At 55.7% G+C, this 19,149-nt stretch carries 14 protein-coding genes; 2 read left to right on the top strand and 12 right to left on the bottom strand.

The features are described from left to right. Positions 1-42: 42 nt before the first annotated feature. The 4 genes from pyrG to rlmD all read right to left on the bottom strand — a co-directional run bounded on the left by pyrG (position 43) and on the right by rlmD (position 6,517). Complete coding sequence (gene pyrG / locus ACMYSP_RS17435; RefSeq protein WP_123756719.1) at positions 43-1,680, bottom strand: glutamine hydrolyzing CTP synthase; 1,638 nt, start codon at positions 1,678-1,680, stop codon at positions 43-45. Between the two features lie 223 nt (positions 1,681-1,903). Next, positions 1,904-2,695 carry a nucleoside triphosphate pyrophosphohydrolase gene (mazG, locus tag ACMYSP_RS17430; protein WP_434583297.1) on the bottom strand — a complete coding sequence of 264 codons (792 nt, stop codon included), beginning with the start codon at positions 2,693-2,695 and terminating at the stop codon, positions 1,904-1,906. A gap of 113 nt (positions 2,696-2,808) precedes the next feature. Beyond that, complete coding sequence (relA, locus tag ACMYSP_RS17425; protein ID WP_434583296.1) at positions 2,809-5,046, bottom strand: GTP diphosphokinase; 2,238 nt, start codon at positions 5,044-5,046, stop codon at positions 2,809-2,811. A gap of 166 nt (positions 5,047-5,212) precedes the next feature. After that, positions 5,213-6,517 carry a 23S rRNA (uracil(1939)-C(5))-methyltransferase RlmD gene (rlmD, locus tag ACMYSP_RS17420; RefSeq protein WP_434583295.1) on the bottom strand — a complete coding sequence of 435 codons (1,305 nt, stop codon included), beginning with the start codon at positions 6,515-6,517 and terminating at the stop codon, positions 5,213-5,215. A 168-nt stretch (positions 6,518-6,685) separates the two neighbouring features. On the opposite strand from rlmD, the gene barA reads away from it, so the two are divergent. Further along, on the top strand, positions 6,686-9,457 hold the full coding sequence (barA, locus tag ACMYSP_RS17415; RefSeq protein WP_434583294.1) for a two-component sensor histidine kinase BarA: 2,772 nt from the start codon (positions 6,686-6,688) through the stop codon (positions 9,455-9,457). Between the two features lie 73 nt (positions 9,458-9,530). Here the strand turns inward: barA and ACMYSP_RS17410 are convergent, their stop codons facing one another. From ACMYSP_RS17410 to syd, 8 genes are all read right to left on the bottom strand, one after another. Continuing rightward, on the bottom strand, positions 9,531-10,670 hold the full coding sequence (locus ACMYSP_RS17410) for a glycerate kinase (RefSeq protein ID WP_434583293.1): 1,140 nt from the start codon (positions 10,668-10,670) through the stop codon (positions 9,531-9,533). 69 nt (positions 10,671-10,739) lie between these two features. Then, entirely contained in the window at positions 10,740-12,080 is a 1,341-nt protein-coding gene (gene gudD / locus ACMYSP_RS17405) for a glucarate dehydratase (protein ID WP_434583292.1), read from the bottom strand. 29 nt (positions 12,081-12,109) lie between these two features. Beyond that, complete coding sequence (locus ACMYSP_RS17400) at positions 12,110-13,450, bottom strand: enolase C-terminal domain-like protein (RefSeq protein WP_434583291.1); 1,341 nt, start codon at positions 13,448-13,450, stop codon at positions 12,110-12,112. A 2-nt stretch (positions 13,451-13,452) separates the two neighbouring features. Then, positions 13,453-14,805 (bottom strand): galactarate/glucarate/glycerate transporter GudP, encoded by a 1,353-nt coding sequence (gudP, locus tag ACMYSP_RS17395; protein WP_123756711.1) that lies wholly within the window; start codon positions 14,803-14,805, stop codon positions 13,453-13,455. 458 nt (positions 14,806-15,263) lie between these two features. After that, positions 15,264-15,707 carry a flavodoxin gene (locus ACMYSP_RS17390; RefSeq protein ID WP_434583290.1) on the bottom strand — a complete coding sequence of 148 codons (444 nt, stop codon included), beginning with the start codon at positions 15,705-15,707 and terminating at the stop codon, positions 15,264-15,266. 2 nt (positions 15,708-15,709) lie between these two features. Then, positions 15,710-16,504 carry a tRNA pseudouridine(65) synthase TruC gene (truC, locus tag ACMYSP_RS17385; RefSeq protein WP_434583289.1) on the bottom strand — a complete coding sequence of 265 codons (795 nt, stop codon included), beginning with the start codon at positions 16,502-16,504 and terminating at the stop codon, positions 15,710-15,712. Then, positions 16,504-16,833, bottom strand: coding sequence for a YqcC family protein (locus ACMYSP_RS17380; protein WP_434583288.1), 330 nt, complete (start codon positions 16,831-16,833; stop codon positions 16,504-16,506). The genes truC and ACMYSP_RS17380 overlap by 1 nt, the downstream gene beginning before the upstream one ends. Before the next feature lie 832 nt (positions 16,834-17,665). After that, positions 17,666-18,211: a SecY-interacting protein gene (gene syd, locus ACMYSP_RS17375; RefSeq protein WP_434583287.1), complete on the bottom strand. Its 546-nt coding sequence runs from the start codon at positions 18,209-18,211 to the stop codon at positions 17,666-17,668. Between the two features lie 68 nt (positions 18,212-18,279). Here syd and queF point away from each other — a divergent pair, with 68 nt between their 5' ends. Continuing rightward, a complete protein-coding gene (gene queF / locus ACMYSP_RS17370; RefSeq protein ID WP_123756706.1) occupies positions 18,280-19,125 on the top strand; it encodes an NADPH-dependent 7-cyano-7-deazaguanine reductase QueF in 846 nt (281 codons plus the stop codon). Positions 19,126-19,149 lie beyond the last annotated feature (24 nt).

The raw sequence follows: 19,149 nt of genomic DNA, 5'->3' as shown, positions 1-19,149 counted from the left end.
AAACAATGCACCCAGATGGGTGCATTGCCGTTCTAACTCATTTTACTTCGCCTGACGCTTTTGATACTCGCCTGCTGCTTTCACAAAACCTGCAAACAGCGGGTGGCCATCACGTGGCGTTGAAGTAAACTCCGGATGGAACTGACAAGCGACAAACCACGGGTGATTCGGCACTTCGATGATCTCGACCAACTGATCATCCCCGGAACGGCCCGCAACACGCAGGCCCGCATTTTCAATCTGTTTCAACAACATGTTGTTGACTTCGTAGCGGTGACGATGACGCTCAGTAATGGTTGATTCGCCGTACAGCTGGCGAACCAGGCTTTCGTCTTCCAGCTGGCACTGCTGTGCGCCAAGGCGCATGGTGCCGCCGAGGTCGCTCTTTTCAGAACGGACTTCAACGTTGCCTTCTTCATCACGCCATTCGGTAATCAGGGCCACAACCGGGTACTTACAGTCTGGCACAAATTCCGTCGAGTTGGCGTTCTCCATTCCCGCGACGTTACGCGCAAACTCAATCAGCGCAACCTGCATACCCAGGCAAATACCCAGATATGGAATTTTGTTTTCACGCGCATAGCGTGCAGTGGCGATTTTACCTTCAACACCGCGATAGCCGAAGCCACCCGGGATCAGGATAGCGTCCAAATCTTTCAGAATTTCGACGCCGCGCGTTTCCACATCCTGCGAATCAATCAGCTTGATGTTGACGGTAACGCGGTTCTTCAGACCACCGTGTTTCAGCGCTTCGATCACCGATTTGTAGGCGTCCGGCAGTTCAATGTACTTACCGACCATACCAATGGTGACTTCGCCAGCCGGATTGGCTTCTTCGTAAATAACCTGTTCCCATTCGGCCAGGTTTGCTTCCGGGCAACTTAAGCTGAATCGTTTACAAATATAATCGTCCAGCCCCTGTGATTTCAACAGGCCCGGAATTTTATAAATGGAATCGACGTCTTTCAGAGAAATAACAGCCTTTTCCGGAACGTTACAGAACAATGCAATTTTAGCACGTTCGTTGGCCGGTACCGCCCGATCGGAGCGGCAGATCAGAATATCTGGCTGAATACCGATGGAAAGCAGCTCTTTCACGGAGTGCTGAGTCGGTTTGGTTTTGACTTCGCCGGCGGCTGCCATGTACGGCACCAGGGTCAAATGCATAAACAGAGTATGCTCACGACCAATCTCTACAGCCATCTGACGGATAGCTTCGAGGAACGGCAGGGATTCGATATCACCGACGGTACCGCCGATTTCAACCAGCACCACGTCGTGACCTTCACCACCGGCAAGGACGCGCTCTTTGATCGCGTTGGTGATGTGTGGGATGACCTGTACGGTCGCGCCCAGGTAATCACCGCGGCGCTCTTTACGCAGAACGTCGGAGTAGATACGGCCCGTAGTGAAGTTGTTGCGGCGGCTCATTTTGGTGCGGATGAAGCGCTCGTAGTGACCCAGGTCCAGATCGGTTTCAGCGCCGTCTTCAGTAACGAACACTTCCCCGTGTTGGATTGGGCTCATGGTGCCCGGATCGACGTTGATATACGGATCCAGTTTCATCATGGTTACGTTAAGCCCACGGGCTTCGAGAATAGCGGCCAGGGAGGCTGCGGCAATGCCTTTACCCAGAGAGGATACGACCCCGCCGGTCACAAAAATATAGTTCGTTGTCATGCTGAACCTGAGAAGTTAGGGTGAAACGATGGAATAACCAGGACGGGAAAGTAGTATACCCGAACACGACGAGCGCCACAAACTTTCATTCTCCGTCTCCTTTCCAGGCCATGACAAACATAAGGAGTGAGAAAATAGCCCCTTTTGGGTAAATGTTTTTGACGCAAATCAAGCGCTTGTCATTTAAAAAATCACACAAATAGCGCTTGATCGCAAAATTCCGTTAGAGATCAGTTTCCTGCCGTTTTACCTCTTGCCACACTTCCTCCATGATATTGAGGTCTACGCCCGTCATTTCTAACCCGCGAGCGGCCACAATTCGTTCAACCTCACGGAAACGGCGTTCAAATTTAAGGTTCGCTTTTTGCAGTGCGACTTCGGCTTTTACCCCTAAATGGCGGGATAAATTGACGGTCGCGAACAGCAGATCGCCCATTTCCTCCTCCAGTTTAGCCTCATCCACGACGGCCTGCTGCGCTTCATGCATGACCTCATCGATCTCTTCATGCACTTTGTCCAGCACCGGGCCCAGCGAGGTCCAGTCAAACCCCACGGCAGAACAGCGACGCTGAATTTTATGCGCGCGCATCAACGCCGGCAGGCTGTGCGGAATATCATCCAGTGCGGAATGCTGAGCTTTCTCGGCCCGCTCGGCGCTTTTTATTTGCTCCCAGCGCGCCAGCACTTCGGCGCTATCGCCGGCGGTCGCATCTCCGAAGATATGCGGGTGACGGCGCTCAAGCTTATCGCTGATAGCCGCGCAGATATCGTCAAAATTAAAGCGCCCTTCTTCCTGCGCCATCTGCGCGTAGAACACCACCTGGAACAGCAGATCGCCCAGCTCGCCACGCAGATCGTCAAAATCTTCGCGGGCGATGGCATCCAGCACTTCGTAAGTTTCTTCGAGGGTATAGGGGGCGATGGTGGCGAAGGTCTGCTCTTTGTCCCATGGACAGCCGTTTTCCGGGTCGCGCAGGCGCTGCATAATGCCGAGCAGCCGGTCGATTTGGTTCATGTCTTTTCCTGTTGCAAACGATACTGCCGGGTATGGATTTCGCCTTACCCGGCTAACGTGAAAGCGTATCCCCGGCCCGCCATGCGCCGCCGGGGAAAGCAAAATACGATCGATTAGCCACCGTGCAGACGGCGGGCATCAATCACATCCGGTACCTGGTTCAGTTTTCCGAGCACGCGGCCCAGCACCTGCAGGTTGTAGATTTCAATGTTCATGTCGATCGTGGCCAGCTGCTGTTTGGTGTCGCTACGGCTGGCAACGCCGAGCACGTTCACTTTTTCATTGGCGAGGATCGTGGTGATATCCCGCAGCAGGCCGCTGCGATCGTTGGCGACAACGCGCACCACCAGCGAATATCCCGCGGAGTAGCTTTCTCCCCATACCGCGTCAACGATACGCTCAGGCGCATGCGATTGCAGTTCCGCCAGCTGATCGCAGTCCGCCCGGTGTACGGAAATCCCGCGCCCCTGGGTGATAAAACCGACAATCTCATCGCCCGGGATGGGCTGGCAACAGCGCGCAATGTGATGCATCAGGTTACCGACGCCTTCCACCACCACCCGACCATTGTCTTTGCTGCGGCTCTGCGGCGCCCAGCTTTTCTGCTGCAGCTGTTTGAGCGCTGCCGCATCCTGCTCTTCGGCGCTCGGTTTATTGAACTGTGCCTGCAGGAAGTTGACCATCTGGTTAAGGCGAATATCGCCGCCGCCAATGGCCGCCAGCAGTTCGTCCAGCTCGTTGAAGTTGTAGCGCGGCAGCAGGTGTTTCTCTGCTTCCTTAAGGCTGATTCCCAGGTGCTCAAGCTCATCGTCAAGAATCTGCCGCCCGGCGAGAATGTTCTTGTCGCGATCCTGCTTGCGGAACCAGGCGTGAATTTTGGAGCGCCCGCGGCTGGTCGTCACATAACCCAGGTTCGGGTTCAGCCAGTCGCGGCTGGGGTTCGGCTGCTTCTGGGTGATGATTTCAATCTGATCGCCCATCTGCAACTGGTAGGTAAACGGCACGATACGCCCGCTGATTTTGGCGCCAATGCAGCGGTGACCGACATCACTGTGAATATGGTAGGCAAAGTCGAGCGGCGTGGAACCGGCGGGTAAATCCACCACGTCGCCTTTCGGCGTAAAGACATAGACCCGGTCGTCGAAGACCTGGCTACGGACTTCATCCAGCATTTCACCAGAATCGGCCATCTCTTCCTGCCAGGCAATCAGCTTACGCAGCCAGGCGATACGGTCTTCATAGCCGCGTCCGCCGCTCACGCCCGCGCTGGCGCCCTCTTTGTACTTCCAGTGCGCCGCCACACCCAGTTCGGCATCTTCATGCATCTGCCGGGTACGGATCTGGATCTCGACCGTTTTTCCCCCTGGCCCCAGTACCACCGTATGAATCGACTGGTAGCCGTTCGGTTTGGGGTTGGCAACGTAATCATCGAACTCATCTGGCAGGTGGCGATAGTGGGTATGGACGATCCCCAGTGCGGCATAGCAGTCCTGCAGCCGTTCAGCAACGATGCGCACGGCCCGCACGTCAAACAACTCATCAAAGGTGAGGTGTTTTTTCTGCATTTTCCGCCAGATGCTGTAGATATGCTTTGGACGCCCGTACACCTCGGCCTTGACGCCTTCGGTTTTCATTTCGGAGCGTAAATGCCCCACGAACTCATCAATGTAGTGTTCACGATCGATGCGGCGTTCGTGCAGCAGTTTGGCAATACGTTTGTATTCGTCCGGATGCAGATAGCGGAAGCAATAGTCCTCCAGCTCCCATTTCAGCTGGCCGATACCTAAACGGTTGGCCAGCGGCGCATAGATATTGGTGCACTCTTTTGCCGCCAGGACGCGTTCGTCTTCGGGCTCATCTTTGACTTCCCGCAGATGGGCGATACGCTCGGCAAGCTTGATGACCACGCAGCGGAAATCGTCGACCATCGCCAGCAGCATGCGGCGGATATTATCGACCTGTTCTGAAGAGACGGAATCGGTGTGGGTGGCTTTAAGCTGGCGAATGGCCGCCATATCGCGCACGCCGTGGATCAACGTGACGACAGATTTACCGACGCTCTCTTGCATCACCTCTTCGCTAACGACGTTGCCGTCCGCCAGCGGGAAAAGCATGGCGGCCCGAAGCGTGTCGATATCCATACTCAGCGTGCAGAGTATTTCCACCATCTCCACGCCGCGCCATAGCAGAAGGTCCGCTCGAGGATGTCCCTGTGTTTTCTCGCGACAGTAGTCCCAGGTTTCGGCTAAGCGTTCACACGACTGCTGGCTGGAAATTCCCAGACTCGCGATCCATTTCTTCGGGTCAAATTCACCAGCTTTATTAAGATGTGCACTTCTTACCGCAACCATTGTCCTCTCCTTAAGGGACCTGGCCTGCCGAAGTCGGCAAGCCTCAACTTTTACACGTCATCCTTCAAACCGCATCAGCGTTGGCTTTTTCATTCACCTCAGCCACCGACCTGGGCCAGCGCTTGAGCATTCACTCTGTTGCCACCTCGATACGATTCGAGTGATGTTATGTAAGCTTATGCTCAAACAACACCATCGATTCCAGATGTCCGGTATGCGGGAACATGTCCAGCATCGCCAGGCGTTGGATCGTATAGCCTGCCTGTAACAGGTGTTCGCTATCACGTGCCAGCGTCGCCGGGTTACAGGAGACATAAACCACGCGGCGTGGCGCGAGCTTTATAATCTGTGGGATCACCGCTGGCGCCCCGGCTCGCGCCGGATCGATCAATATTTTGTCAAAGCCACGCTTCGCCCACGCCTGACGGGTGACATCTTCCTCCAGATTTTCATGAAAGAATGTCACGTTGTGCAACTGATTGAGCGCGGCATTTTCCCGCCCTTTCTCTACCAGCGCCGGAACGCCTTCAACCCCGACGACCTCAGCGGCACGTGTCGCCAGCGGCAGCGTGAAATTGCCCATGCCGCAAAACAGATCGAGCACCCGGTCCTGCGGCTGAACGTCCAGCCACGCCAGGGCGGTCTGTACCATCTGCTGATTGACACCGTCATTCACCTGAATAAAGTCGCGCGGACTGAACATTAAGCGTAGTCCGTCTGACGTATACCATGGCGCTTCCCCACGAATATGCTCCAGTATCTCGCTTTGTGGAGCCAGATACAGGGCAAGATCATGAGTTTGCGAAAATCGTTCCAGTTTTTCTCTGTCGCCGGCCGGCAGCGCCGCCGTGTGGCGCAGGATCATCACCGGGCCATTATCCGCCAGCACCAGTTCAACATGCCCCAATTGACGCTGAGATTTCAGCCCCGTCAGGCAGGTGCGCACCGCGGGCAGCAATGCCTCAAGATCGGGCACCAAAACAGGGCATTGCACCACATCGACGATGTCATTGGTGTTGGCCTTGCGAAAACCCATCTGTAATTGTTGGGACTTCGGCTGGTAATTCAAGCTCAGACGCGCACGCCGGCGATATCCCCACGGCGAAGCGGCTATAATATCGTCGACCTCGTGTTTCATGAGCCGAGCAAGCGCGGCACGTTTGCTGTGCTGCTGTAATTCAATGCTGGCATGCTGTTGCTGGCAGCCTCCGCAGACGCCAAAATGCGGGCAGTGCGGTGCCTGACGCTGAGGACTGTCACTCAGACGGCGTTTGACCTGAGCCCGGGAGTACTGTTTTTTGTCTTCCACCAGGACAACTTCGGCCTGTTCCTGCGGCAGTAAACCACTAACAAATAGCGCTTTACCATGGTGACGCGCAACGCCCTGGCCAAAGGGATCGAGGTCGTTTACTGTCACGGTTATGATCTGGCGCGTCGTCACACGCCGTTTTGCAGAGTAGAATTGCGCCATCGTAGAGATTTGTCTCAATCAAATAAACTGACTCTATACACGAGTCCTTTCAAGGTACATCAGCGCGGCGGGCAGCAGTCCACGACGGCGTGTGTAAGCCCGACACTGACGCCACCAACGCAGAGGCACTTGAAGGATGAAGCGTATATTCTCCCATAACGGAACCGCATGACCAACTACAGCCTACGTGCTCGCATGATGATTCTTATTCTGGCACCTACCGTCCTCATTGGTTTGCTGCTGAGTATTTTCTTCGTTGCCCATCGCTATCACGACCTGCAGCGTCAGTTGGAAGACGCCGGAGCCAGCATTATTGAACCACTGGCGGTCTCCAGTGAATATGGCATGAATCTGCAAAACCGCGAGTCAATCGGCCAGCTCATTAGCGTATTGCATCGCCGCCACTCCGAGATTGTACGCGCGATTTCCATCTATGATTCGCAGAATCGCCTGTTTGTCACCTCTAACTTTCAGCTCAACCCCAGCGAACTGCGCCTGCCGAAAGGGGCAAAATTTCCCCAGCAGCTCACCGCGATACGCGAAGGCGACGTGATGATTTTGCGTACCCCGATCGTCTCCGAAAGCTATTCGCCAGATGAATCACCGGGGACCGATGCCAAGATGCCCGGCAATATGCTGGGCTATGTTGCCCTCGAGCTCGATCTGAAATCGGTACGCCTGCAGCAGTACAAAGAGATTTTTATCTCCAGCGTTATGATGCTGTTCTGTATTGGCATTGCGCTCATTTTTGGCTGGCGCCTGATGCGCGATGTCACCGGCCCAATCCGCAACATGGTCAATACCGTTGACCGTATTCGTCGTGGGCAACTGGATAGCCGCGTCGAGGGCTTTATGCTCGGCGAGCTGGATATGCTGAAAAACGGCATTAACTCGATGGCGATGTCGCTGGCGGCTTACCACGAAGAGATGCAACATAATATCGATCAGGCAACTTCCGATCTCCGCGAAACCCTCGAACAGATGGAGATCCAGAACGTTGAGCTGGATCTGGCGAAAAAGCGCGCCCAGGAGGCCGCACGTATTAAGTCGGAGTTCCTTGCCAATATGTCCCACGAGCTGCGAACCCCGCTCAATGGCGTGATTGGCTTTACCCGCCTGACGCTGAAAACCGATTTGAATACCACCCAGCGTGATCATCTCACCACGATTGAACGTTCGGCAAATAACCTGCTGGCGATCATCAATGACGTGCTGGACTTCTCCAAGCTGGAGGCCGGTAAGCTGATTCTGGAAAGCATTCCGTTCCTGCTACGCAATACGCTGGATGAAGTCGTCACCCTGCTGGCGCATTCGGCCCATGATAAAGGGCTGGAACTGACGCTAAACATCAAAAACGATGTGCCGGATAATATTATCGGTGACCCGCTACGCCTGCAGCAAATCATCACTAACCTGGTCGGCAATGCCATCAAGTTTACCGAACATGGCAATATCGATGTGCTGGTCGAACAGCGGGCGCTCAGCAACACCAGCGTGCAAATAGAGATTCAAATCCACGATACCGGCATCGGTATCCCCGAACGCGATCAGTCCCGGTTGTTCCAGGCCTTCCGCCAGGCCGATGCCAGCATTTCCCGCCGTCACGGCGGCACCGGGCTTGGGCTGGTGATTACCCAACGGCTGGTCAAAGAGATGGGCGGTGATATCTCTTTCCACAGCCAGCCGAATCGCGGCTCCACTTTCTGGTTCCACATCAGTCTCGACCTCAACCCGAACGCCGTTCAGGAGAGCCCGATGACGCCGCTTCTGGCGGGCAAAACGCTGGCCTACATTGAGGCCAACGCCACGGCGGCGCAGTGCACTCTGGAGCTGCTGGCTACCACGCCGCTGGAGGTAGTCTACAGCCCGACCTTCTCCGCGCTGCCGAAAGCACACTACGATATTCTGCTGGCCGGGCTCCCGGTGTCGATGCGCGATATTAACCAGCAGAAGGACAATCTGGCGAAAGCCTGTGCCATCGCCGATCATTTGCTGCTGGCGCTCCCCTGCCACGCGCAGATAAATGCCGAAACGCTGAAGCAGGATGGCGTTGCGGCCTGCCTGCTCAAACCGCTGACCGCCACGCGTTTAGTGCCGGCGCTTATCGCCTCCAGCCGCAGCAGAACACCGATCGCCCTTCCCCACACCGACAGCGACAAGCTGCCGATGACGGTAATGGCGGTGGATGATAATCCGGCCAACCTCAAGCTTATCGGCGTGTTGCTGGAGGATCTGGTGCAGCACGTTACGCTGTGCGAAAGCGGTCAGCGTGCCGTAGAGCAGGCCAAAGAGATGCAGTTGGATCTGATCCTGATGGATATCCAGATGCCGGATATGGACGGCATTCGTGCCTGCGAGCTGATTCGTCATCTTCCCCATCAGCAGCAGACGCCGGTGATCGCCGTAACCGCCCACGCCTTTGACGGCCAGAAAGAAAGGCTGATGAACGCCGGCATGAATGACTATCTGGCGAAACCCATCGAGGAAGAGAAGTTACACACTCTGCTGCTGCGTTATCAGCCGGGAGGCCATGTCGCGCCGCCGTTAGCGGCAGAGACCATCGAGCCGCCCATCGACCATAACGTGACGCTCAACTGGCAGCTGTCGCTACGCCAGGCTGCCATGAAGCCGGACCTGGCGCGAGAAATGCTGCAAATGCTGATCGCCTTTATGCCGGAGGTACGCAATAAAGTGGAAGAGCAGCTGGTTGGTGAAAAACCGGAGGGGCTGTTGGATCTGATTCATAAACTCCACGGAAGCTGTAGCTACAGCGGTGTACCGCGGCTGAAGAAGTTGTGTCAGACCCTTGAAAGCCAGCTGCGGGCCGGAACCGCGCCTGAAGATCTGGAGCCGGAGCTGCTTGAATTGCTGGATGAGATGGATAACGTCACCCGGGAAGCCTGTAAAATGCCGGGGATCAAAACGCCTTATAACGGATAGCGCGGTGCCTGTCCGGGCTATCATCAGCCTGCCTCCCGGATAGCATTGCGCTTATCCGGGCTACGCAGGGGCCTTAACGTTGCTGGCCTAGTTTCAACACCGCGGCGACGTTTCGCGCCGTCATGCGTACATTGTCGGCGGCATTGGCCAGCGCCTCCTCAAGGGTGCACACCGAATAGATCACGCTGAATACGGCATCCAGGCCATGCTGATGCACAATACCAACATCAGCGGTCAGGCTCCCGGCGATGGCAATGACCGGTACATTGTAGCGTTGGGCGACCTTCGCGACCCCGACCGGCACCTTGCCGTGAATGGTCTGGCTGTCAATGCGCCCTTCGCCGGTGATCACCAGGTCGGCATCGGCGACCAGTTCAGCGAGATGCAGAGCATCGGTCACTATCTCGATCCCCGGGCGTAATCGGGCACCACAGAAAGCATACAGCGCCGCTCCCATCCCACCTGCAGCACCGCCGCCTTCGAGCTGCAGGACATCAACGGCTAAATCACGTTGAATAATCTGCGCGAAATGCGCCAGCGCCCGATCCAGACGGACGATCATCTCCGCCGTCGCCCCTTTTTGCGGGCCAAATACCGCAGTTGCCCCCTCCGGGCCGGTCAGTGGATTCGTGACATCGCAGGCAACATCGATACGACAATCGGCGAGACGGCCGTCCAGCTCGCTAAGGTCAATACGCGCCAGCTGCTCCAGCGCGCCGCCACCGGCAGCAATCTGCTGGTTATCCTGCGTCAGCAATTTCCCACCCAGCGCCTGCACCATCCCGGCACCACCATCGTTGGTAGCACTGCCGCCAATGCCGATAATAATCTGCTGTACGCCGGCATCCAGTGCGTGACGAATCAGTTCCCCGGTTCCCCAGGTGGTGGTGATTAAGGGATTTCGGTTGGCCACCGGGACGCTTTCCAGGCCGCTTGCCGCCGCCATTTCGATAAAAGCGCAGCGTTCATCACCGGACAAACCGTAAAATGCCTGCACCGGTTCCCCCAGCGGGCCGGTCACGGTCACCTGCACCAGATGCCCCTGCGTGGCGGCGACCATCGCTTCGACGGTCCCTTCACCACCGTCGGCAACGGGCAGTTTGACATACTCCGCGTCAGGATAAATCTCCTGAAACCCCGCCTCTATCGCGGTCGCAACCTCCAGGGCGCTCAGACTCTCCTTGTATGAATCCGGCGCAATCACAATTTTCATACGCTGTCCTTAAATGAACAAACACCCGGTATCAATAGGTCTCCGGTTCCCGCAGGAACCGGATCTTCCTTAGCGCACCATGCACGGGCGCTTGTTATCAAACGTCCAGTTCGGGATCAGATACTGCATGGCCATCGCGTCATCGCGCGCCCCCAGCCCATGCTTTTTATATAGCTCGTTTGCCTGCATCACGCGGTCCATATCCAGCTCAACGCCCAGACCCGGCGTTGACGGAACCTGCACCATCCCACCTTTAATTTCAAAAGGTTGTCTGGTTAAGCGCTGGTTACCTTCCTGCCAGATCCAGTGGGTATCGATCGCCGTAATATTGCCTGGTGCCGCCGCGGCGACGTGGGTGAACATCGCCAGCGAAATATCGAAATGGTTGTTGGAGTGTGAGCCCCAGGTCAAGCCAAATTCATGGCACATCTGCGCCACACGAACCGATCCCTGCATGGTCCAGAAGTGCGGATCCGCCAGCGGAATATCCACCGATTGCAGAGAAAGAGTATGCCCCATCTGACGCCAGTCGGTGGCAATCATATTGGTGGCCGTCGGCAAACCGGTGGCGCGACGGAACTCCGCCATCACTTCGCGACCGGAGAACCCTTGCTCTGCACCACAAGGATCTTCAGCGTACGCCAGTACGCCCTTCAACTGCTTGCCAATCTGGATGGCTTCATCCAGCAGCCAGGCACCGTTGGGATCCAGGGTCACTCGCGCCTGCGGGAATCGCTTCGCCAGAGCAACAATCGATTCGGCTTCTTCCTCACCCGCCAGCACGCCGCCTTTGAGTTTGAAATCGTTGAAGCCATATTTTTCGTAAGCGGCTTCCGCCAGTCGGACCACGGCATCCGGCGTCATCGCCTCTTCGTGACGCAACCGGTACCAGTCGCAGCGCTCGTCGGTCTGGCTTTGATAGGCCAACGGCGTGGCATGACGATTGCCGACAAAGAACAGGTAGCCCAGCATTTCGACTTCACTACGCTGCTGACCGTCGCCCAGCAGAGAGGCCACGTTGACGCCAAGATGCTGCCCTAGCAGATCCAGCAATGCGGCTTCAATTCCGGTCACGACGTGAATGGTGGTACGTAAATCAAATGTTTGCAAACCGCGACCGCCGGCATCCCGGTCGGCGAAGCGCTGACGCACGGCGCCCAGCACGTTTTTATATTCACCCAGCGTCTTACCGACCACCAGCTCCGCCGCCTCTTCCAGCGTCTGGCGGATTTTCTCACCGCCGGGGATTTCACCGACCCCGGTATGGCCGGAGTTGTCTTTAATAATCACAATATTACGGGTGAAATAGGGGGCGTGCGCCCCGCTAAGATTCATCAACATGCTGTCATGACCGGCAACCGGAATAACTTGCATGGCAGTAACGACGGGCGTAGAAAATAATGTACTCATCTTGAATCCTTTTCTTATAACGTGGCGACTTAACCACGACCAAATACGGGACGTTTGCGATCGAATTTCCAGCCGGGGATCAGATACTGCATCGGACCCGCGTCATTTCGCGCGCCTCCAGGCAGCGTCTTATAGGCTTCATGGGCTTTTTGCAGCTGGTCCCAATCCAGTTCAATACCCAGTCCTGGCGCCTGCGGTACGGCAATTTTTCCGTGAGTAATCTGCAACGGATTTTTCGTCAGGCGGCAATCGCCTTCCTGCCAGATCCAGTGGGTATCGATAGCGGTCGGGTTGCCCGGCGCAGCGGCGCCCACATGGGTAAACATCGCCAGCGAAATATCAAAGTGGTTGTTCGAATGACAACCCCACGTCAGCCCCCAGTCATCGCAGAGCTGTGCGACCCGAACCGCCCCGGAGAGAGTCCAGAAGTGCGGATCCGCCAGTGGGATATCCACCGCGTTCAGCATCACGGCGTGGCCCATTTCGCGCCAGTTAGTGGCGATCATGTTGGTGGCAACCGGCAGCCCGGTCGCACGACGAAATTCGGCCATCACCTCACGCCCCGAGAAGCCCTGTTCAGCACCGCACGGGTCTTCGGCATAGGTCAGCACATCCTGCATCCCCTTGCACAGCGCAATTGCTTCATCAAGCAGCCAGGCGCCATTGGGGTCGACGGTGATGCGCGCATCCGGGAAGCGCTTCTTCAGCGCACGGGCGGTATCAATTTCCTGCTCGCCGGGCAACACGCCGCCCTTGAGTTTGAAATCCTTAAAGCCATAGCGGTCCTGCGCGGCTTCGGCAAGACGCACCACCGCATCACTGTTCAACGCTTCCTGATGGCGTAGCTGATACCAGTCATGATCGCCTGGGGTTTTCTCCAGGTACGGCAGGTCGGTTTTGTTACGATCGCCAATGTAGAAGAGATAACCCAGCACGGTGACCGCATCACGCTGTTTTCCTGGCCCGAGCAGTTCGCAGACCGGGACCTGCAGCGCTTTACCGAGCAGATCCAGCAGTGCCGCTTCCAGCGCGGCTACCGCGTTCACCCGTAGCTCAAAGGTCCAGGCACCGTTGCCAAAGCTATCGAAGTCTGAAGCCTGATTTCCTTTGTGTACCTGCTGAACCACTTTGTTCAGGCGGGCAATCTCCTGCCCGACCACCAGCGGAACGCTATCGAGCAGGGTCTGATAAATCACTTCGCCGCCCGGAGCCTCGCCGATGCCGGTATTTCCGGCATTGTCGGTCAGCACCACGATATTGCGGGTAAACCAGGCATTATGCGCGCCGCCGATATTCAGCAGCATGCTGTCATGGCCGGCCACCGGAATAACTTTCATATCGATGACGACGGGACTTGACTGTGTATTCATCTTTAGCGCTCCGTTACCGGTTTGAGTTCAATACGTTTGATATCGCCCACCAGCACCAGATAGCTCAGTACCGCCACCAGCGCATGCACCCCAACATATATCAGCGCGCCGTTAAATGAGCCCGTGGTCCCGACAATGTAGCCAATCGCAATCGGCGTCACGATGCCGGAGATATTGCCGAACATGTTGAACAGACCGCCAGACAGGCCGCTGATCTCTTTCGGCGCGGTGTCCGCCATTACGGCCCAGCCCAATGCGCCAATCCCTTTGCCGAAGAAGGCCATCGCCATGAAGCCAATAATCATCCATTCTGCGCTTACGTAGTTGCAGAACACCATGACCATCGACAACAGCATGCCTAAGACAATCGGGGTTTTACGGGCAATATTAAGTGAACCGGTGCGCCGCATTAACCAGTCGGAGATGATCCCACCCAGCACGCCACCGGCAAAGCCGCAGATCGCCGGGATCGAAGCGACAAACCCGGCCTTAAGGATCGACATACCGCGCGCCTGAACCAGATACACCGGGAACCAGGTGATAAAGAAATAGGTCAACGCGTTGATGCAGTACTGGCCGATATAGATGCCAACCATCATGCGGGAACCGATCAGCTGTTTGATTTGCCCCCATTTTTCGCTCATCGGGACTTTATGGGTGCCTTTCTTCTGATCCATGTTGATCAGCGCACCGCCCTCAGCAATATATTCCAGCTCTTTCTTGTTCACGCCGGGGTGCTGATTCGGCTCATGGATGACTTTCAGCCACACAAAGCTGATAACAATCCCCAGCCCACCCATAAAGAAGAACACATGTGACCAGCCCACTTCATGGGTTAACCAGCCCATGATGGGCGCGAAGATCACGGTGGCGAAGTATTGTGCCGAGTTGAAAATCGCTACCGCCGTGCCCCTTTCCTGGGCAGGGAACCAGGCCGCGACGATTCGGCTGTTGCCGGGGAATGACGGGGCTTCCGCCAGGCCGACCAGAAAACGTAGGGTAAACAGCGCGATAATAATGCCGAAGCCGCTGAAGATATCGACGAAACCCTGCAGCAGGGTAAACATCGACCAGATGAAAATGGACCAAAAATAGACGCGTTTAGAGCCGAAGCGGTCGAGCAACCAGCCGCCGGGGATCTGACCAATAACGTAAGCCCATGAGAAGGCAGAAAAAACGTATCCCATGCCAACGGCATCAAGGCCAATATCTTTGGCCATTTCCGAACCGGCGATCGACAGCGTAGCGCGATCGCCATAGTTAAAGGACGTGACGATAAACAGCATCACCACTATCCAGTAGCGAGCATTGGTGCGTTTTTCCGCGCCGCTCGCAGCCTGACTTAATGTACTCATTGTTGCACTCCTGAATCATAGCCGATAGCTACGTTCATTCTGAACGGCACAACCTGTAGGGTAATCAGAATGACGTGTTCGTGTTTCTGTTCATTTTTGTTATGTCTGACGTACTGTTTTTTTAACTGGCTCGGAGAGTATAGAAAGAGGCCCTGGCTGGCTCACCGTGCATATACACAGCTTTCACGGGCATTTAGAAATAGATTTATGGCTTTTGTCTGAGAAGATGGGGGGTAGTTCACGGAAATGAAAAGCAACGGCCGCCAGCCTGGCTAACGGTGAAACAATCCGCAGGAGTGTGAATTGTCTCTCTTGACCCGGTGGAAATGTCGCGGAAAAAACCAGATAAACCTCAAGGTTATCGTGCAAATGCCATAACCATGGGTCAGACGAGGTATACAGGCGCCGGTAGCGGCGAAAAGGCCCCCTGCGACGCAGAGGGCGCAAGTGTTATGATGTTATTCCAGCAGGCTCGCCCACTGTTGCACCCACGGGTTGGAAACACCCTCGGGTTCCGGATCTTCACTGGCATCAATCATCAGCATATCGCCGATCCGTTTTGCGCCCTGCTCCTGCAACAACACATCAAAGGTCTTACCGCCGCCGCAAAAATTGGCGTAGGTGCTATCGCCCAGCGCGATGATCCCGTAGCGCAGATGCGGCTGGTACATGTCCTTCATCCCTTCATACAGTGGGACGATGCTGTCCGGCAGATCGCCCTGCCCGGTGGTGGATGTCACCACCAGCACATATTTGCCGCTGTACGGTTCCCAGTCCTGGATCTCCGGGTCTTCGTACACCTTCGCTTTATGGCCCAGTCCGCTCAGAATGGCTTCCGCCTCTTCGGCGACCAGCAGCGCGTTGCCATACATCGTGCCTACAAAAATCCCGACTTCTGCCATGATTATCTCCCTGGATTGCCCTCAATATCTTCATCCTGACCGCTGTCGTCAGCAAACTCAACCCTTTCATTTAACGGCAGAAGGCCGCGCCAGCCAAACTGCGACAGCGCACGCATCCAGACCTCATCCAGGCCCGCGCGGATCACCAACGGTTCGCCGGTAAAGGGGTGAATTAACGATAGCTGGCTGGCGTGAAGCATCAGGCGGTCTACGGCAAAATGTTCGGCGGCGCTACGATTCTGCCGGAGGTCACCGTGTTTACTGTCGCCAATAATCGGATGGCGCAAATGGGAGAGATGGCGGCGCAGCTGATGTTTTCGTCCGGTTTTCGGTTCCAGCTCCACCAGGCTGTAGCGCGTCGTCGGATAACGCCCTGTCGCGACCGGCATTTCGACCGTCGCCATCCCGCGATAATGGGTGACCGCCGGTTGAGGATCTTTGTCATCGCGGGCGAATTTATCGGCGATTTTATCCAGCTCTTCCACTAGCGGATAATCCAGGACCTCATCGTCGGTCAGCCAGCCGCGCACCACCGCGTGGTAGCGCTTTTGCATCTGGTGTTGTTCAAACTGTTGCGACAGTCGCCTTCCCGCTTCGCTGGACAGCCCCATCAGCAGGACTCCGGAGGTCGGGCGGTCGAGACGATGAGCGGTAAACACGTGCTGACCAATCTGGTCGCGGACGCTCTGCATCACCACCACTTTTTCATCGCGATCCAGCCAGCTGCGATGCACCAGCCATCCGGAGGGTTTGTTCACCGCCACCAGCCATTCGTCCTGATAGATAATTTCCAGCATCAGGCGTCGTCGCTCGTAAACAGCGTATCGAGCAGCAGCAGTTCCGCCAGTACCCGTTCACGCAGCGGATGGGTGGCATCAAGGGCCATCTCATAATAGGGGGCCACGGCAAAATTCTGCGGCAGCGGCTGTTCGCTATCGAGTAGGTGGTGCATCCGCGGGATCAGGACCCACTGAAGCCACTCCAGTGGTTCCAGAGTGTCCATACAGAAAGGTTGATCGCTGGCAAAAGCCCGGCTTTCCGGCGCATTGACTTGCCAGTGTTCTGTTTCGCGCAGCAGCGCTTCAAGGGCGTGCAAACGCTCGCGCACGCTAAGGTGAAGAGTCATGGGAAACCTCGATGAGTTGTAAACCGGACGCAGAATAGCAAATACCGCAGTGAAAACGACTGTATTATACCCAAAATAATTCGAGTTGCTTTTCCCCTGGAGCTTACTCGGGTAAGTGACTGGGGTGACAAATCTGTGTGGAACAGATTTAAACGCTGAGAGCAGCGGCCCTGATAAGAGTGAGGCTCATGGATGAGCCGAATAACGGGTGCAGCCAACACCCAGGCAACTTGAAGGATGAAGGGTATAGAGGCATAAAAAAAGGGAGCACTGTGTTAACAGTGCTCCCGGTTCGTTTCGCAGCAATCCAGCTACATTGGTGCTCCCTGCTCGTCCATGAAAACTTTTCCTGTGGTCTCCTGACCATGTTCATCCATAAACTTGCGCATCCTGCTCCCACACCACCCCGATGTGAAATGACTTATCCCTAAGTGTGTCCCGATCTTCCTGATCCACCGTTCATCATGAGCGGCTCACGTTCTCCATCCTGGAGGTGTCCTTTACGCGTTCCTGCGTGATCCTGTGCTTCATCCTGAAGCCTGTCCTTGCAACGCCTTCCCGGCGGGTCCTGCAAGAAGTGTCATCATCCTGATGTTCACTTCTTCTCGCGACTCCCTGTCGACGTACATAGGATCACTGATTCCGCTTCGTCTTACAAGCCTTCTTGAGAGAATCTCTTAAGATTAACCCCACACAACAAAGCGACAAAAAAGAGTAACAATTTGAATTTTATGAATTTATTACAAATCAATTGATTTAAAAATTGCGTAAATGATGACGATCTCTTACAGGTCTTGTAAGAGATCTCTCACAAACAGGTTGGTAAAATGGATTACAGCACTGGCTCAAGCTGATTAAGGAAACTCGCAAGAGAGGGAGAAAGGGTTGTCCGTTTGCGCGTGCCGAGCGTCTCTTTAAGGACCTCGCCGCTCACGTTACAGACCGAAATCACATCCAGCTCGCTGTCCAGCGTCGCGATAAACAGCGTCGGCGACAGCTTGAGCCGTTTTTGCACCAGCAGATGACCGATTAAATTCTCCTGCACGCGCTGGAAGTCATCCGGACTCCACGTTTGCAACAGCGTCATCGTCTCACCAGCAAAGCTGGCCGCCATATCACCGGCGAACTGAGTGGTATAATAACTATGAATCGGCTGTTGTACCACAATATCAAGCGCTCGTTCAACTGCGTTGATATTGGGTTCTAAAGAAAAACGCTGCGGCTGCCAGAAAACTGCATCATCGTCCGTCGCGCTGATACAGGGGGACGGGACACCATAAAGCTCTTCGCTTCGCGGCAGGCTGGCGTATTGCTGCTGCCAGGCAGCGCAATAGCGTTGAGTAAAGGCTTGCAGCGCTTCTGCAGTTTGATGGTCCACCGGTTTCTCTCTTCACGTTAGCCAGGATACACTTGGTTGCTAGTGTACCCGCTTTCCTATGGTGAAACATGTCTTCTTACGATAATCATCAGGCTCTGGCCGGCCTGACGCTCGGTAAATCAACGGATTACCGCGATACTTATGATGCCTCGCTGCTTCAGGGCGTGCCGCGCAGCCTGAACCGCGACCCGCTGGGGCTGCACGCGGATAATCTGCCGTTTCACGGCGGTGATATCTGGACCCTGTACGAGCTCTCCTGGCTGAACGCCAAAGGTCTGCCGCAGGTCGCCGTCGGTCACGTTGAGCTGAATGACACAACCGTTAACCTGGTGGAATCGAAGAGCTTTAAGCTCTATCTCAACAGCTTTAACCAGACCCGTTTTGCCAGCTGGCAGGATGTTCAGGCAACGCTGACGCGCGATCTCAGCGCCTGCGCCCAGGGCGAGGTCACGGTGTCGCTCTATCGTCTCGACGAACTCGAAGGCCAACCGGTGGCACATCTGCACGGTACCTGCATCGATGAGCAGGATATCGAGATTGATAACTATGAGTTCAGTACCGACTATCTGCAGGATGCCGCGGGCGGCAAGGTCGTCGAGGAGACGCTGGTCAGCCATCTGCTCAAATCCAACTGTCTGATCACCCACCAGCCCGATTGGGGCTCGGTACAGATTCAGTATCGTGGGCCTAAAATCGACCGCGAAAAGCTGCTGCGCTATCTGGTGTCGTTCCGCCACCACAACGAATTCCACGAGCAGTGCGTCGAGCGAATCTTTAACGACCTTCTGCGTTTCTGCCAGCCGGAATCCCTTTCCGTCTACGCCCGCTATACCCGCCGTGGGGGGCTGGACATTAACCCGTGGCGCAGCAACGGCGAATTTGTGCCGGCCATCGGCCGACTCGCCCGTCAGTAGTAAACATTTTCACAATTTGCGTGC

This window comes from Klebsiella sp. R390 (assembly GCF_051131745.1).
Classification (GTDB): domain Bacteria; phylum Pseudomonadota; class Gammaproteobacteria; order Enterobacterales; family Enterobacteriaceae; genus Klebsiella.
Note: the sequence above shows the minus strand (reverse complement) of the source record. Positions and strands in the feature narration are given on the sequence as shown.